Below are 15,810 nucleotides of genomic sequence, written 5' to 3'. Positions count from 1 at the left end.
AATTACCAGACGCCGTGTGAATTTGCAGCATGCTGGCGAAACGGGAAACATGAAGAAAAACCAACCGGCATTACTAACTGAAGGTTGTATCAAATACTGGGGGCAGGTCAGTGAAAGACTGTTTGCACCGTTCTTGCTTCAGAATGAGGTTCTGCAGCTAAATATGTTAAGAATTTGAATTAAATACTGTTTTTATTAATTATAAATTTTATAACCTCGCACGTGGAACTGAAACCACCAGAACTTTAAATAAGTTTTTGCATTTAGGATGCAATAATTACGCTTATTACATTCAGTAGCTCTTTAAGGCAAGCAAACCATTGCACTCTCTCCCGTATCGTGGACAATACTTAATTATAAGCTGGGTTTATATCTTTCAAATCAATAATTTGACTTAAGTTGCGGGATGCGGATGGACAGTAACACTAAGGGATTCACTTCATACTGGCGTAACTCACTGGCTGATGCAGAGTCGGGTAAAGGGGCGTTTTCGAGTAAAGATGTAGGTTCATTCACAAAATGGACGGACATAGCCTCAGGGAGGCTTAAAGACGAGATAGTCCGCTCATTTTTTAAAAGTGAAGGTGAAAATATTAAAATTGTAGAGGTGCTTTTACGGCCTCGTGTCTACATCCGTCTTTTGAAGCATGGCAAAAAGCGGACTGCAGGCGCACCAGTGTTCGTCACGCCATTGGTAACATCCGCTCTTATGAACCGCGAAGGTTTTTTGTTTCCCAACGCGCCTACGACTATACCGCGAGACTTGCTTGAGCCACTTCCCAAAGGCATTTTTTCGATTGGTGAGATAACTCATTATGACAAATACAGAACGACACATGACTCAACTTCATTTGGTGTGGATGATGAGCATGAGCGCCACGTGGAAACGGATGAGCAGCGTGAAAAACGATATGAAAGATACAAAAAACGCTGGGAAACATATCTTAAAGAGTCAGAAGATCTTCTTAAAAACGTCGCTAAAGAATGGATTGAATCCCACGAGCAATATGAACTTGCAGAATATGGTTATGTAATCAAAGCCAAACGAGTTGGTGGGGCAAGCATACATATACTGCCTATGTACGATCATCTGCTGGTGAGCAAAAAAGAAGTGCCGTTGCTATCGCGCTTTGCGTCTCATGACATGCCTCCCTTAGAATCACTTCTGCCTGACAACGCCATGTTCTGTGAACGACTTGGGCATTCCGGAGATACATTTCCGCTGGCGGTGGCACAACGTGATGCTCTTAGCCATTATCTGACTCAGCAACCAGGTGATATGCTCGCTGTGAACGGCCCTCCCGGAACCGGTAAGACTACGCTGATGCTTTCCATTATTGCTACCGAATGGGCCAGGGCTGCGCTTAATAAGAGTGAACCGCCTGTAGTCATTGCTACGTCAACCAATAACCAGGCTGTGACCAACATCATTGAAGCGTTCGGTAAGGATTTTGGTTCTGGTACCGGGGCAATGGAGGGGCGTTGGTTGCCCGATGTGATCAGCTTTGGCGCGTTTTATCCGTCTTCAACTCAAAGAGCCGACGCAGAAAAAAAATACCAGACGGAAGCTTTTTTTAATCGTATCGAATCCCTCGAATATGTTGAAGACGCACGAGTTTTCTATCTGGAGAAGGCAAAAGCGGCGTTTCCAAACGAAGACTGTAGCTCGCCAGAGCTGGTTGTGGATATTTTGCACAAACATTTAACTGAGATGACTGCTCAGCTTAAGCAAATCGAACTCGCATGGAACAGGCTGAATGCGGTTCGCCGTGAGCGGGATGCCATCAGCGAAGATCTTGGCCAATACATTCAAGATAAAAATGACTTACTGCTTAACAGCGCGAATGAAGTCGCGCTTTTGAACCAAGGTAAAAAGCGGTGGCAGCAATATCGTGCGAATGAGTCTGTCATATATGCGCTTTTCTCCTGGCTGCCTGTCGTTCGTACTAAACGTCACTATCAAATGAACCTCTTTTTAGATGAGGCGTTTGGCGCAAAAATGACGGCATTTAAGGGATCGCTGCCAGTAGATATTGACGCATTTATAGAGGGTTTAATATCACAATCGTCAAAAGAACAGTCGGGTTTCCAAAAAGAAATCGAATTAGCTCTGGACGTCTTCAGACGCGAAAATGAAGCATCTCAGCGCTGGAGCGAGCTGACATATTCATTGGGGCACACAGATTCAGATGAAGTGACCTTGTCCAGAGCGGATGAGCTTGCGGATACTGGGATCCGTTTCCCTGCGTTCTTGCTGTCAACCCATTACTGGGAAGGCCGCTGGCTGATTGATATGGCCAAGATAGATAATCTCCAAAATGAGAAAGATCTTCGAGAGGCGAAGGTAATTAAAGCTTGCTGGCAGCGCAGAATGAAGCTCACCCCTTGCATAGTTATGACCTGCTTTATGCTTCCTTTACATATGCGCGTCAAAGAACCTATCGGTGGAGACCAATTTGAGTATAGTTATTTATACAATTTTGCCGATTTGCTCATTGTTGATGAAGCCGGGCAGGTACTTCCTGAGGTTGCCGCAGCGTCTTTTGCTCTGGCGAAGAAAGCCTTGGTAATTGGTGATACAGAACAAATAGCCCCTATCTGGAACAGCCTGCCAGGTATCGATATAGGCAATATGATGGAGGAGAATATCCTTCACGGCAGTACGCAAGAGGATCTTACTGAAGCTTATATCTTAATAGGTGAGTCAGGAAAAAGTGCTGCATCAGGCAGTGTTATGAAAGTGGCTCAGTTTAACTCACGCTATAAGTACGATCCTGACTTTGCCCGCGGAATGTATCTGTATGAGCATCGCCGTTGCTTCGACAATATTATTGGCTACTGTAACGCTCTTTGTTATCACGGTAAGTTGCAGCCAAAACGAGGCGAGGAAAAAGAGACAATTTTTCCTGCGATGGGCTATCTCCACATTGATGGCAAAGGTGTTAAAGCAAACGGCGGAAGCCGCTATAACGCCTTTGAGGCTGAAACGATAGCGGCCTGGCTTGCAGCTCACAAAGAGGATATCGAGGCGCATTATGGAGAACCGTTACATAAAGTGGTGGGCGTAGTTACACCATTTTCTGCACAGGTTAATGCCATAAAGTCATCATTACGTGACCAGGATATTAATTGTAGTGGTTATGAAAATTCCCTGACGGTTGGAACTGTGCACGCTTTGCAAGGGGCAGAACGCTCCATCGTACTTTTCTCACCCGTATATTCTAAGCACGAAGATGGCGGATTTATTGATAGTGACAGCAGCATGCTGAACGTTGCCGTTTCTCGGGCTAAGGACAGTTTTCTGGTCTTTGGGGATATGGACCTCTTCGAGATCCAGCCGGGCTCTTCGCCCAGAGGATTACTGGCGAAATACCTGTTTGCGTCAGCAAATAATGCGCTGCAGTTTGAGTTCAATAAACGCCCAGATTTGAGCACTGCTCAAACACAGATATCTACCTTACACGGGGCAGAAGAGCATGATGCCTTTCTCAACCAGACGTTTGACTCAATCGGGAAGAGCATCACGATTGTCTCTCCTTGGTTAATCTGGCATAAGCTGGAAGAAACCGGATTTCTGGCATCAATGAAACGTGCTCTTTCTCGCGGAATTGATATCACAGTCGTGACGGACAAGAGTTTCAATACCCAGGCTTCCAGTTATGAACAGCGGATAGAAAAACGGCAGCGCCTTGATGAAGCTCTTGGAAAGCTAGAAGAGCTCGGTATATCAACCAGACTTGTTGACCGCATACACAGTAAAGTGGTCATTGGTGATGAAGAGCTCTTGTGTGTCGGTTCATTCAACTGGTTCAGTGCATCTCGTGATGAGAATTTCAAGCGTTACGACACATCAATGTTGTATGTCGGTGATGCTTTAAAAAATGAAATCAAGATCATTTATTCCAATTTGGAGCAGCGCTTACTGGAATAAATGTAGGGCATATTTTTTATTATTATTGTATCCGTTGCCGTTCTGTCAGTTTCAGAACGGCGCTCATAACTTATTGAAATTTGTTTATTTGCCTGTTGGCCAGAGGAGATTTTAGTGTTTCTAGATGTGTGAAATTATATTTTATTATCGGTTATAGTATTTATAGCTATGTTTTTTCTTCCCATGATGCTGATTTTTTATCTTAAAGGATGGCTTGTGTATTTTACGCGATTAAATTATGAGTTCATGTGGTTTCTTGCAATTATGAATTTTAAAGTAGGCTGCTTTATTAAATAGTAGATGAAGACTTTTTAAACAGTCTTACTTAACTGAACAGCATTAGGTGAGGATGTTATCGTGAACAATATTATTAACGTTCATCAAATGATGGCCTGTTCTATGACTATAAGGATGTTTTTAAATGAACGAATTCCCTGATGATCTACCATACGAATTTATCATTAAAGCTATTAAGGCTTATGATGAAGGGTTTTTACATCGCTTCAAAGAAGCACGACTTTATGAACTTGAGTTTGAGGGACGTCGTTATCCTTCAAAAGCCATTGCTGGAATAGCTGCATCACTAATGACCGGCAAGAGTTTTACGCCTCAAGATTTCTCGGGTGGTATTAACTCAAAATGCGTAAGGTTATTGATAAAGCAAGGATTTAAAATCATTCAAGATAAAAATCATGCTTTACCTGTTCAGGATTTTCTCTTTCCAGATGAAGTACCCAATGAATCTCAATATGTTGAGGGTGCTGTAATGCAAGTAATGGTCAATCGATATGAACGCGATCCAAAAGCCCGCAGCGCCGCCGTTGCTTATCATGGTCATCAATGCAAAGTATGCCAAATTGATTTGTCAAAGATCTATGGTGATATTGCTAAAGAATTTATCCATGTTCATCATCTCAAACCGCTTTCTAAAATAAAAAAAAAGCATTCTCCTGATCCCATTAAAGACCTTATTCCCGTTTGTCCAAACTGTCATTCAATGCTACACCGTAAAAATCCACCATTTACACCAGAGGAGATCAAGGATATGATGTTTAAAAATTAATTTGAAAATTATTATTCATTTTACTCTTGGATTTGATAATGAGTGATTGTCTAATTTTTAGCTAAGGATTATTCTTTTTTTGAGAGTTGCATTTATTAGACGGATGGGCTCTCATTTATTTAATTTCAAAAAAGAAAGTCATTGCTTAATGATAAAACACATATTTTTAATCCACTCAGGCAGCACCTCTCTATACCATCCTAAATACTTCGCCAGTTCCTGCTTTCCCCGCTTACTCAACATCAGCACCACCTCATTCACAATCCACGCTTTAGCAAGGGCGATCTCTTTCGCCAGCACATCCGCATTAAACCTGCTATTCAACTGACAATAGCGTCTTGCTAACACTCGAAAGTCTTCTTCTCCGCCCATCCCTTTGACCAAAGGCGCTAAATCTATCGCTGGGTTACCCAGGCCAAAGCGTTCCCAGTCGAACAGCACCAGTTCGCCATTCTCTCTCTTTCCCCAGTTACCTGCATTGGTATCACCGGAGATCACACAATGCGGTTCAAAAAGAACATTGCTGTGCTTGTGCATTGCCCGAAACTGCCGTTCCGCCTGAGCAGGCAGGCGAAGCATATCGAGGCAGCCTTCAAGTGCTGCCTCGTCCCACTGATGTGTGCTGAACGTCCATGAGGGATCAGACGGTACAGAATGTAATCGTGCAATAACGGAAAGGAACGCATCGCCCGTAACAGCGTCTTGCTGGATGAGTTCAGGAATATATTCGAGTACGAGGTTTCGTTGTTCGTAGCAGGCTGATTTCACCACTGGCGTCAGAATGCCAAGCTGGGCCAGAAGGGGAGCGGCATTGTGATAGAAAGCATATTCCACCTCACTTACCGGCTCTTTCTCAATGGCACAGGGCTTACCATCTTCATCCGCAAGTCGTTTTACGCGGGCACTACCCATTTTCGCTATATCGGCGTCGGTCATAGTAACTCTGCATTTACTCTTAACGTTAAAGACCCAGCTTGCCCCCACCTCCGCAGGGGCAAGCCCATCAACCCTACTAGTCAGTCAACCCAATCGCCTTCATCACCCGCTTTCTCATATGCACAGGCAATGACGCCAGTTCCTCAATCGTTCTCACCCGCGTCCCGTTGATCACATCCCTGGGCTCAAAGCTGATGATGATCCTCCCCCAGGTCACTTTCACGTCCAGTTGCACCCCAATGGGAAACCCCGCTGTTTTCAACCAACAGCCTTTCAGGGTAATCGCCGGAATGCGGCGGTAATCTGGAGTGCGGGTCACATAACCCACGGTCGCATAGCGCTGGGTGTAGTTTGGCTCTTAGCTTCGTTGTGGCCTGAAATACAATCGAAAGCAGTCATGATGACTATTCCTTGTTAATAGTGATTGTGATCAGCGATGCGGATGTGTTGCCCCACATTCGTATCGCGCTAAATGACCGGAACATTTAATCAGGCAGGCAAAAACGCAGCGAGAGTGAAAAAAGCAAACTGCGAAATCGTACGCAGAAATTCCGCGCAAATCTCAACGTAATCCATCAGTTTTCGTCGCAGATCTAAATTCAGATAATGGCGAAAAGAAGGAAAATACCCGACGCATTTTACCCGTCCTCAGCCTCAATCCGCTATTCTGTTGCCCTTGCCTAAACCGCCTTCGGTACTTTCACCGCGTCACCAAACCCCGCCCCCAAAATCCTCTCACATCCCACGGTGAAAACGGTCGTGGCCCCTGCACGTTTTGCAGCAGCGTTGCCGGCATCAAGGCTGAAAAGCAGCCCGGATTAACATTTCCAACTGCTTTTGCAAATTCCGAAAAGACGTTCTTATTTATGCTATTCCAGGTCGCGTGATTTTTGCTTTTAATCGTTCCGGCACTGGTCATAAAATGGACGATTAAAATGAAAATCAGAACGCTACCTCTTACCCTGGCCCTTACCGCTTCTCTGGTTGTTCCTTGCCCACTCTTTGCTGCCGAAGGATTAACGCCGTTACAGCCCGGCGCCACCACCGGTACCCATACAGGCGCGCTTCCGCCCGACGGGCTGTATCTGTCAATGACATCCACCTATGAAACCGGCGTCGTGCGAAACGGCAGCGGTGATACGGCGAAAATCGCCGGAGGGAAAAATAAGCTCTCCAACGTCGGGCTGGTAATGTCTGCCACATGGGTTCCTGGCTGGGAACTTTTTGGCGCGCGCTATGCGGCGATGGTGGTACAGCCCTATAAATTTATTCAGGTGAAAAATACAGGCCAGCACACTACTGACCACACCAATGGCCTGATGGGAACCAGCATTACGCCCCTCGCGCTTTCCTGGGATCTCCATAACAATTTCCACATCGGCGCCGGGTTAGCCATCTATTTACCGGATGGCAAAACGGCCTATACCCGCAATGCGGTAACCGGTCAAAAAGAGACCTCCGGCGATAATGTCGCCTGGGATTACTGGTCGTTTGAACCCAATATCGCCATCAGCTATCTGACCGATGACTGGGGCATTACGCTCAATAATATTTTTGACTTCAACACGAGAAACAGCGAAACCGACTACCGCTCCGGCAGTACCTGGTACATGGACGTTACCGCCACCCATCGCATCAGCAACAACCTCACGGCGGGGCTTATCGGCAACTGGACGAAGCAGGTGACTGACGACAAGGTAAACGGCAGAACGGTACAGGCCGTGGAGGGGATCTACTCCACCGGTAAGCGCGTCGAGCACATCAAAGCCGGTCCAATGATAAGTTATGACTTTAGCGGCGTAACTGTTACCAGCCGACTGTTGTTTAATTTGCATAGCGAAAACGATGCCGGAATGACCTTTTTCCATATCGGGATGTCGATGCCGCTGTAGCCGGGGTTACTCCCTCACGTCATCACCCGGCGTGATACCTCAGCGCGTCAGGAGCAGAAAGAAAAAGTGCTTCCTGCTCCTGACGGCTCTCTTTGATAGCTATCACATCTTGTCTATTCCCGGCTTAAAAACCCCGTTCCGTTTGCTGACAATCGTTCCTCTCCCCCTCAGACAGGAGCGTTTATGCTCGTCGAAGAAGCCATCATGATGATCCCCGGCTGGAACGCCTTTCCTCCGGCGCTTCAGCAGGCTTTACTGCGCCAGTCGCGTATTCGTAGCGAAAAAGCCGGCAGCATCGTGTTTCATCAGGGCGCCGACGTTGAGGCGATAGCCTGGACGTTAAAAGGCCATCTGTTCGCGAATGTTCACCACGCTAACGGCAACCAGACGCTGCTCACCCACGTTCCGGTCGGCCGCATGATCCTGTTTGACTTCGTCTGGAAGCACACGCCGTTAGATCGTAACTTCATCGCCATGACCGATGTGGAATTACTGCTTCTTCCGCGCGCCTGCGCCACGCAGCTGCTGGCCCAGTTTGATGAATTCAAAATGCAGGTGGTTGATTCACTTACCGAGCGACTTCACGATCTGGATCGGGTGCTTTACACACATAAAGTGGCCTCCAGGGAAGCCTGTGTGGCGGCTTTTCTGGTGGATTGTGAAGAGGGACAAAGCGGCCCCTGTCGCGAACGCCACATTCCTTTCACGATGCAGTTCATGGCCGAATGCCTGCGCCTGTCACGTCCTTTTGTTGCCAAAACACTCAGACATTTCGCGCAGCGCCAGATGGTGGCGCTTCACTACGGCAATATCGAAGTGCTGGATCTTGATGGGCTGCGGCAGGTTGCCAACCGAGAGATTGTGTAAATTGTGAACCGTGGCGCGCGGCAAATGTGAATGCTTGCCATTTGCTCATCAGGTTAGCTGCCAGGATAAATCCAGGCCAATCTGAAGCGAGAAACCGACTATGTACAGTGAAGACTATCGTAGCGAGGCGTCCGCCCCCGTCCTGCCGCAGGATGTCACCCTTTCAGATCCGCATATCATGACCAGAATGATGTTCTTCGTGAATCTGGTTACTACCGGTTCCATTTCATCGGCGGCAGAGCGAATGGGAATCTCCATTTCCTCTGGATCGCGCTGGCTGTCCGATCTGGAAAAAGAAATTGGCTGCCCGCTTTATCGGCGCAACAACAAAGCCATGCCGCTGACCGATGCCGGTGATTATCTGTATCGCAATTTCTGTTTAATCGGTGAGAAAGTCAGTCAGCTCAAAAATGAGCTAACGCATTTTTCCACCCAGCGTCGGGGAACGATTCGTATCTGCTGTACGCCGGTCTATGCCGAACAATATCTGATGCCCATCGTCGCTAACTATCTGGCCGGTAACCGTCAGGTGAATATCGCCGTTCATGTCTCAGCCTTCGGTATTCAGAACTGGAAAGATCACGATATCATCATCGGCGCCGTCAACGCCTTTAGCCATCCCCAGGATCAGGAGCTTCCGCTGGTGAAGCGTAATCTGATCGCCGAGCCGTTCGTGACCGTCGCCTCACCGCAATACTTACTGATGAACGGCACGCCGCAGCATCCGTCGGAGCTGGTGCATCATCGCTGTCTGTTCGCCAGCTCGCTGACCGGCAGCAACGACTGGGCTTACGAGATCAATAACGAACGTCACTTTTTCAAAATTCCCAAATCGCTTGAGGTTTGTGACAGCACGCTGTTACGAAAATCGGTGCTTTCAGGTGCCGGCATTGCCTACCTGCCGGAGTATGTTGTCCAGCGTGATATTCGCAGTGAAAAACTCACCTGCCTTTTTAAGGAGATGCAAACATCGAAGTGGTTATTAAACCTCTATTATCCGGCCCGCAGCCAAATAACCGAATGCGTATCTTCTTTTAAACATTTTTTGATTGAACAACACACCGGTACCTTTCAGAAAATGCGCGAGAAGAAATCCTGAAAAATCGCCGGTGCCTCTTTTCATATTTGCAAATGCACTTTTTATTTATAGTCTTCAAACCCAAAAAACCTGTTGTTAATCTGATCTTAGTAAGTTGGTTTTCTCGATAATAACATTGCCCCTCGCAAATGTTTTGCGCCGCATCGCCCCTTATTATTCAGAGCCAGTTGTTAAGGGGAGGGTTAAATTTATTAACTGGGTGAGAATTATGAAAAATACAAATAACATTGCCGACAAAACGGCAAACCATTCCAGCACCCGAAGTAACTTCGGCGGCTGGGGCTGGAGCATGGTCGGCTTCAGTATGCTGATGTATTACAACTTCGCCGCCTGGACCGCAGACGGCCTGAACGTTATCGTCCAGAGCTTTGTCGATCTTCACGGCTGGGATTTCGCCACGCTTCTCTCTTTCTCAACGCCCGCGGGCTGGATTGGCGTTATCGGTGCGCTGGTCATCGCCGAAATGATCAAGCGCAGAGGGGCAAAAATCGTCGCCATTTTTGGCCTGCTGGCGTTGGGATTAACGATGATCTGGTTTGGCCGCGTCACCTCTTACACCCAATATGCTATTGGTCTGGCGCTGATGAATTTGTTGGCCACCGGCTGCTGTTTCAACGTTCCCGCCACCCTGCTGAATAGCTGGTTTCCAAAGAAAAAAGGCCTGGCGCTGGGTTGGGCAACCATGGGGATGTCATTCTGTACCGCAACGCTTATTCCTATCATGTTCTTCCTCTTTGATCGTTTCGGCGTCCCCGGTGCTTATGCCGTCGTCGGAGGAACGTTAATTACCCTCGGTATCATCTCGATATTCTGGATCCGCAATACGCCGGAAGAGCTGGGTTTGTACCCCGATAACGAGCCGATTTCTCGCGAGCAGCAGGCGGCTAATCTGGCGGCGCAGACCGATTACCAAAGCCCCTTTACCTACCGCGTGCTGTTCCGCGACCGGGAAATGTGGTTGATTTCCGTCGGTTTCGGCCTGCTGTGGTTGGTGGATATCGGCGTTGTCAGTCAGCTGATCCCCCGGCTGATTTCAGTGGGTTATGCGAAAGAAACCGCCGTCTGGATGTTTACCTCCGCCGCGTTGATTTGCGCCGTGTTCAGCTACTTCTGGGGATGGGTGGATGTCAAAGTCGGTACCCGAAAAGCCAGCATCGCTTACGCCTTTTTCTTTGCTGTCACTCACGCCTGCCTGCTGGTTCGCGGTAGCGATTACTTTACCTATTTCACGCTATTAATGGTGGGGGCGAGTATCGCCGGTATCAAAGAGCTCTGTACATCGATGGTCGGTACCGTTTATGGCCGCTATGACTTCTCCGCCGCTAACCGTCTGGTTTCAACCATTGCGTGTTTATTCCGGGTCAGTTGTTTTGCGGTGGCGGCTATTAGCCTGAAATATACCGGCGATTACGACGCAGCTTATATTTCATTTATCGTGCTGGATATTATTGCCGCCGTATTAATTTTCATGATTAACGACAAATGCAAAGGCAAAACAGATTCCGTCGTCGCCGGATAACAATTTTACAGTTCCTCACCAGGGAAAACTGTTTTCGTTAACTATCGGTTTGCAAACAGTAACGTCACTTATTCAGGAAGTCATACCATGCTAAAAAAAGAAAATATTTCGCCGCAACGCGCAGCCGACATGGTGGAAGAGGGCATGACTATCATGATTGGCGGATTTATGGCGGTTGGGACGCCAGAAAAAATTATTGATGCGCTGGTGGAAAAAGGCGTGGGTAATTTAACGATTATCGCGAATGACACCGGGTTTATCGATCGGGGGATCGGCAAGCTGATCGTCAATAAGCAGGTTCGCAAGATCATCGCTTCCCATATTGGCCTGAACCCGGAAACCGGACGCCAGATGTCCAGCGGCGAGCTGGAAGCGGAGCTGGTCCCCCAGGGCACGCTGGTTGAGCGTATTCGCGCAGGCGGAGCCGGATTGGGCGGCGTACTGACCCGCACCGGGCTGGGCACGGTGGTGGAGGATGGCAAGCAGCAGGTCATCATTGACGGCCTGCCCTGGCTGCTGGAACGGCCGCTGCAGGCTGACATAGCCCTGATCCACTGCTCCGTTGCCGATACGGCCGGTAACGCAATGTTCAATAAAACCACCAAAAACTTTAACCCGGTGATGGCCACCGCCGCACGTCTGGTGATCGCCGAGTGCGAATCCATTGTGCCGATGAACTGTACCGCCGCCGACCGTTACAACACGCCCGGCATTTTTATCGACTACCTGGTTAAGGGGGAAGATCACCATGGATAAAAACGCCATGAGAGAACGCATTGCGCGCCGGGTTGCAAAAGAGCTTCACAAAGGGGATCTGGTGAATCTGGGGATTGGCCTGCCGACGCAGGTCGCCAACTACGTCGCCGACGATCTTGGCGTCATCTTCCAGTCTGAAAATGGCCTGGTGGGGCTCGGCCCCATGCCGGATAGCGACAGTATCGACGCCGATTTAACTAACGCTGGCGGTCAACCGGTCACCGCCGTACCCGGTGCTGCGTTCTTCGACAGTGCCCTGTCGTTCGCCATTATACGCGGTGGTCACGTCGATGTGACCGTTCTGGGGGCGCTGGAGGTAGATCAGGAGGGCAATCTCGCCAACTGGATCATCCCCGGCAAAATGGTTCCCGGAATGGGGGGCGCTATGGACCTGGTGAACGGTGCCCGCCGCGTCATCATCGCCATGGAACATTGCGATAAAAGAGGCCAGTCAAAAATTTTGCCTCGCTGCCAGCTTCCGCTGACCGCCGTCGGCCAGGTCAATCTGATCGTGACGGAAAAAGCGGTCATTGAAGTCAATAACGGCCTGGTTTTGCGCGAAATCGCTGCGGATACCAGCGTGGAGGAAGTGGTTGCGCAAACCGCCGCACCGCTACGCATCTCTGAAACATTAATCCAGTTTTCCTAAAAGGACACCATCAATGAAAGTGATACCGATTAGTGAAGCCAGCCCTTACAACCCACCACTGCATCACGCCATGGTGGCGCTGAAGTTGTGCGACGCTGCGCTCTGTGAGGCAAAACAATTCTGGTGTGGACTTTCACACTTCTTACCCGGCGGCGGTGCCGAGTGGGCCTATGACGACTCGCCCACAGAGAAGCTCTACGTCGTGCTGGAGGGAGCCATCACCATCCGAACCAAAGAGGAAACGCGTGTTGTCAGCAAAGGGGAAGCCGTTTTCCTCGCGCCGTTTGAGGGGCGTGAAGTGGTTAACCACACCAATTATCCGACCAGTATGCTGGTCATCGCCAGCAATACGTAACCTGTAAGGGATCATTATGGACACAACATGGGATAACAAAGTCAAAGCGCTGTTCAACCTTGAAGGCAAAGTTGCGGTTATCACCGGCGGTGCAGGCGCGCTCGGTGAAGGTGTCGCCCGCGGCCTGGCGAACTACGGCGTTAAAGTCGCGGTAACCGGCCGTACCATCGCCACCCTGGAAAAAACCGTTCAGCAGGTGCAGGAAGCGGGCGGCGAGGCCCTCGCTATCGCTGGCGACATGACCGACGAAGTGGCGGTTAAAGCCCTGGCCGATCAAGTGGTCGCAGTCTGGGGAAAAGTCGACTTTCTGATCAATATTGCCGGCATTGCTATCCGGCATCCAGCGGAGGCCTTTGACGTTAATGATTTCCGCAAAGTAATGGACGTCAACATCACTGGTACCTTTATTCCCTGCAAAGTATTTGGCCAACTGTTTATCCAGCAGGGATTCGGGAAAATCGTCAATACCTCATCGGTGCGCGCCTTTGCCGGACACCCCGGCGGCTACGCGGCTTACGGCACATCAAAAGGGGCAATCAATCTGTTAACCAAACAGCTGGCTACCGAATGGGCGAAATACAGCATCAACGTTAACGCCGTCGCACCGACCATTTTCTGGACGCCGCTGACCCAGGAAGTACTGGAAGACGAAAAGCTGAAAAAGATCTTCCTCGATCGCATCCCGATGGGCCGGGCTGCCGTTGTGGAAGATATGGTCGGCACTGTCGTATACCTCTGCTCACCTGCCGCAAATTTTATCACCGGCCAGGTCATTTACATCGATGGCGGCTGTACGGCGGGCTAAGGAGAGGGTGATGAACAATCCGGTCACTCGCATCACGGTTCTCGGCGGCGGCCTGATGGGCAGCGGTATCGCGCAGATCTTTGCCGCCCGCGGTGTGGAAGTCACGATTTATGATATCGACGCGGGTGCCTGGACCGCACCGGACACCATTCGCAGCAATCTGCAGCGTATGCAGGCGGACGAGGCCACCATCGAAGAAGTTGTCAGCCGCGTCGTTTTTTGCGACCGGCTGGCGGAGAGCGTTAAGGGGGCGCAAATCGTCTTTGAATGCGTACCTGAACAGCTGGCCCTTAAGCAGCGGCTGTTTTGCGAGCTGGACGCGCTTTGTCCACCAGAAACTATTCTCGCCTCCAATACGTCGGTCATCAGCATCAGCGAGATCGCCCGCGATGTGACCCACAAACAGCGCGTACTGGGCACCCATTTCTGGAATCCGGCCTTTCTGATCCCGCTGGTGGAGGTCATTCGCACGCGCTGGACCGACGATGTGCTATTCGAACGCACATTCGACATCCTCGCCTGGGTTGGGAAACGCCCGGTACGGGTCAACAAAGATGTGCCAGGTTTCCTGGTAAACCGCCTCCAGCACGCCCTGTGGCGCGAAGCGATTTACCTTGTGGAGCAGGGCATCGCTGACGCGCGCACCGTGGACGAAGGCATCCGCTACGGCTTTGGTATCCGGCTGCCGACCCTCGGCCCGCTGGAAAACGCCGATATGGTGGGGACGGACCTGACCCTGGCGATTCATGAATATATTTTCCCGCATCTGAATAACGCGACAACTCCCTCGCCGCTGCTGCGCCAGCTGGTGAGCGAAGGCAAGCTGGGCTTCAAATCCGGTAGCGGATTTCAGACCTGGAACGACGCATCAATTAACGAAAGCCGTGAGCGCCTCCTGAACTATCTGCAGCGCGTCACTCAGCAATCTGAGGAGTAACACTATGGGTAAGAAAGTTTTTGTCGATTTAACGCATCCATTTAGCGCCGACACTCCGCGCTGGCCCTACTTCGATAAGCCGCTGATCGACAGCGCGCATACCATGGCAAAAGGCGGCGTGTTAACCCAGCGTATTTCCTGCACCATGCACACCGGCACCCACTGCGATGCCCCGCGTCATGTGATGGAAACAGAGTTCGACGGTAAAAGAGCGCGCTATACGCATGAAATGCCGGTCGATGCTTATACCGGCGAGGCGATATGCCTGGAAATTAACGTCGGACGCTGGGAATTAATTCAGCCACATCATCTGGAAGATGCCTGTCTCCGTGCGAATATCAAACCGGAAGCGTTAGCCGGAATGGTGGTATGCCTGAATACCGGGATGCACCGTAAATTTGATGACTCAAAAGAGTATTATCACTACTCCTGCGGGACTGGCGTGGAAGCCGGAAAATGGTTTGTCAAAAATAAAGTTAAATGCGTCGCCATGGATATGCAGGCATTAGATCACCCGCTACATACTGCGATGGGGAATAACGGTGCCACACGTATGAATTTACTCGGCGCATCCGGACGCCCACTGACCGAAGAATATATTCAACAGTTCGGTGAAGAAGCCTATGCCGAATTTGATAAAGAGCTGTATATCAAACTTCACGGCCAGGCCGCCTATGATGAAAAGTTCGGCGATCTGGAGGCTATTGGCTGCTGGGGCACCTGGGAACCCTGCCATAAGCAGATGCTCGGCCACGGTATTGTCGGCGTTGAAAACCTCGGCGGCAATCTGGATAAAGTTTCCGGCAAGCGTTTTCGTTTCTTCTGTTTCCCGCTGCGCTGGTATTTAGGCGATGGCTCGATGGTGCGCTGCGTGGCGGAAATTGATGAAGATGATATGAATAATGTGCCGGAAAGAACCTATAGCTACGGAGGTTGCATTTAATAAAATTCCTCCTTAATTAATTTTTAATAAGTAACGTAGCTGACTCATTTGCTATTTA

14 protein-coding genes are annotated in these 15,810 nt (G+C 49.5%); 12 read left to right on the top strand and 2 right to left on the bottom strand.

The window, feature by feature from the left end:
• The first annotated feature begins 412 nt into the window (after window positions 1-412).
• Both ACPXSQ_RS15865 and ACPXSQ_RS15860 read left to right on the top strand, forming a co-directional pair.
• Window positions 413-3,931 carry an AAA domain-containing protein gene (locus tag ACPXSQ_RS15865; protein WP_426144144.1) on the top strand — a complete coding sequence of 1,173 codons (3,519 nt, stop codon included), beginning with the start codon at window positions 413-415 and terminating at the stop codon, window positions 3,929-3,931.
• 421 nt (window positions 3,932-4,352) lie between these two features.
• Window positions 4,353-4,994 carry an HNH endonuclease gene (locus ACPXSQ_RS15860; RefSeq protein ID WP_426144143.1) on the top strand — a complete coding sequence of 214 codons (642 nt, stop codon included), beginning with the start codon at window positions 4,353-4,355 and terminating at the stop codon, window positions 4,992-4,994.
• Window positions 4,995-5,132: 138 nt separating this feature from the next.
• On the opposite strand, the gene ACPXSQ_RS15855 is transcribed toward ACPXSQ_RS15860, so the two are convergent.
• A complete protein-coding gene (locus ACPXSQ_RS15855; RefSeq protein WP_426144142.1) occupies window positions 5,133-5,930 on the bottom strand; it encodes a phosphotransferase family protein in 798 nt (265 codons plus the stop codon).
• A gap of 76 nt (window positions 5,931-6,006) precedes the next feature.
• Window positions 6,007-6,249 (bottom strand): SymE family type I addiction module toxin, encoded by a 243-nt coding sequence (locus tag ACPXSQ_RS15850; protein WP_426144141.1) that lies wholly within the window; start codon window positions 6,247-6,249, stop codon window positions 6,007-6,009.
• A 616-nt stretch (window positions 6,250-6,865) separates the two neighbouring features.
• Between ACPXSQ_RS15850 and ACPXSQ_RS15845 the strand changes: the two genes are divergently transcribed.
• The 10 genes from ACPXSQ_RS15845 (at window position 6,866) to ACPXSQ_RS15800 (ending at window position 15,752) form a co-directional block, all read left to right on the top strand.
• Window positions 6,866-7,822 carry a SphA family protein gene (locus tag ACPXSQ_RS15845; protein WP_024472353.1) on the top strand — a complete coding sequence of 319 codons (957 nt, stop codon included), beginning with the start codon at window positions 6,866-6,868 and terminating at the stop codon, window positions 7,820-7,822.
• 183 nt (window positions 7,823-8,005) lie between these two features.
• Window positions 8,006-8,689, top strand: a complete 684-nt coding sequence (locus ACPXSQ_RS15840) for a Crp/Fnr family transcriptional regulator (protein WP_426144140.1) — start codon at window positions 8,006-8,008, stop codon at window positions 8,687-8,689.
• 100 nt (window positions 8,690-8,789) lie between these two features.
• Window positions 8,790-9,788 carry a LysR family transcriptional regulator gene (locus ACPXSQ_RS15835; protein ID WP_423461424.1) on the top strand — a complete coding sequence of 333 codons (999 nt, stop codon included), beginning with the start codon at window positions 8,790-8,792 and terminating at the stop codon, window positions 9,786-9,788.
• Between the two features lie 208 nt (window positions 9,789-9,996).
• Window positions 9,997-11,307 (top strand): MFS transporter, encoded by a 1,311-nt coding sequence (locus tag ACPXSQ_RS15830; RefSeq protein WP_024472350.1) that lies wholly within the window; start codon window positions 9,997-9,999, stop codon window positions 11,305-11,307.
• Between the two features lie 87 nt (window positions 11,308-11,394).
• A complete protein-coding gene (locus ACPXSQ_RS15825; protein ID WP_064373136.1) occupies window positions 11,395-12,063 on the top strand; it encodes a 3-oxoacid CoA-transferase subunit A in 669 nt (222 codons plus the stop codon).
• Complete coding sequence (locus ACPXSQ_RS15820; protein WP_080721688.1) at window positions 12,056-12,712, top strand: 3-oxoacid CoA-transferase subunit B; 657 nt, start codon at window positions 12,056-12,058, stop codon at window positions 12,710-12,712. Before ACPXSQ_RS15825 ends, ACPXSQ_RS15820 begins: the two co-directional genes overlap by 8 nt.
• A gap of 13 nt (window positions 12,713-12,725) precedes the next feature.
• The gene (locus ACPXSQ_RS15815; RefSeq protein WP_064373138.1) at window positions 12,726-13,067 is read left to right on the top strand and encodes a cupin domain-containing protein; all 342 of its coding nucleotides are present in this window, start codon (window positions 12,726-12,728) and stop codon (window positions 13,065-13,067) included.
• Window positions 13,068-13,083: 16 nt separating this feature from the next.
• Window positions 13,084-13,872 carry an SDR family NAD(P)-dependent oxidoreductase gene (locus ACPXSQ_RS15810; protein WP_024472346.1) on the top strand — a complete coding sequence of 263 codons (789 nt, stop codon included), beginning with the start codon at window positions 13,084-13,086 and terminating at the stop codon, window positions 13,870-13,872.
• Between the two features lie 10 nt (window positions 13,873-13,882).
• On the top strand, window positions 13,883-14,809 hold the full coding sequence (locus ACPXSQ_RS15805; RefSeq protein WP_105078966.1) for a 3-hydroxyacyl-CoA dehydrogenase family protein: 927 nt from the start codon (window positions 13,883-13,885) through the stop codon (window positions 14,807-14,809).
• A gap of 4 nt (window positions 14,810-14,813) precedes the next feature.
• Window positions 14,814-15,752 carry a cyclase family protein gene (locus ACPXSQ_RS15800; RefSeq protein ID WP_024472344.1) on the top strand — a complete coding sequence of 313 codons (939 nt, stop codon included), beginning with the start codon at window positions 14,814-14,816 and terminating at the stop codon, window positions 15,750-15,752.
• The last annotated feature ends 58 nt before the right edge of the window (window positions 15,753-15,810 follow it).

It is taken from the genome of Pantoea sp. EEL5, assembly GCF_049892805.1.
Classification (GTDB): domain Bacteria; phylum Pseudomonadota; class Gammaproteobacteria; order Enterobacterales; family Enterobacteriaceae; genus Pantoea; species Pantoea ananatis.
The sequence above is the reverse complement of the archived record's forward strand: the minus strand, read 5'-3'. Positions and strand labels throughout refer to the sequence as shown.

What these genes read in the sequence shown, in the direction of transcription:
- ACPXSQ_RS15865 (WP_426144144.1), top strand. Translation starts at nt 413, where the DNA reads ATGGACAGTAACACTAAGGGATTCACTTCATACTGGCGTAACTCACTG.
- ACPXSQ_RS15810 (WP_024472346.1), top strand. Translation starts at nt 13,084, where the DNA reads ATGGACACAACATGGGATAACAAAGTCAAAGCGCTGTTCAACCTTGAA.
- ACPXSQ_RS15845 (WP_024472353.1), top strand. Translation starts at nt 6,866, where the DNA reads ATGAAAATCAGAACGCTACCTCTTACCCTGGCCCTTACCGCTTCTCTG.
- ACPXSQ_RS15860 (WP_426144143.1), top strand. Translation starts at nt 4,353, where the DNA reads ATGAACGAATTCCCTGATGATCTACCATACGAATTTATCATTAAAGCT.
- ACPXSQ_RS15840 (WP_426144140.1), top strand. Translation starts at nt 8,006, where the DNA reads ATGCTCGTCGAAGAAGCCATCATGATGATCCCCGGCTGGAACGCCTTT.
- ACPXSQ_RS15855 (WP_426144142.1), bottom strand. Translation starts at nt 5,930, where the DNA reads ATGACCGACGCCGATATAGCGAAAATGGGTAGTGCCCGCGTAAAACGA.
- ACPXSQ_RS15800 (WP_024472344.1), top strand. Translation starts at nt 14,814, where the DNA reads ATGGGTAAGAAAGTTTTTGTCGATTTAACGCATCCATTTAGCGCCGAC.
- ACPXSQ_RS15835 (WP_423461424.1), top strand. Translation starts at nt 8,790, where the DNA reads ATGTACAGTGAAGACTATCGTAGCGAGGCGTCCGCCCCCGTCCTGCCG.
- ACPXSQ_RS15815 (WP_064373138.1), top strand. Translation starts at nt 12,726, where the DNA reads ATGAAAGTGATACCGATTAGTGAAGCCAGCCCTTACAACCCACCACTG.
- ACPXSQ_RS15830 (WP_024472350.1), top strand. Translation starts at nt 9,997, where the DNA reads ATGAAAAATACAAATAACATTGCCGACAAAACGGCAAACCATTCCAGC.
- ACPXSQ_RS15805 (WP_105078966.1), top strand. Translation starts at nt 13,883, where the DNA reads ATGAACAATCCGGTCACTCGCATCACGGTTCTCGGCGGCGGCCTGATG.
- ACPXSQ_RS15820 (WP_080721688.1), top strand. Translation starts at nt 12,056, where the DNA reads ATGGATAAAAACGCCATGAGAGAACGCATTGCGCGCCGGGTTGCAAAA.
- ACPXSQ_RS15825 (WP_064373136.1), top strand. Translation starts at nt 11,395, where the DNA reads ATGCTAAAAAAAGAAAATATTTCGCCGCAACGCGCAGCCGACATGGTG.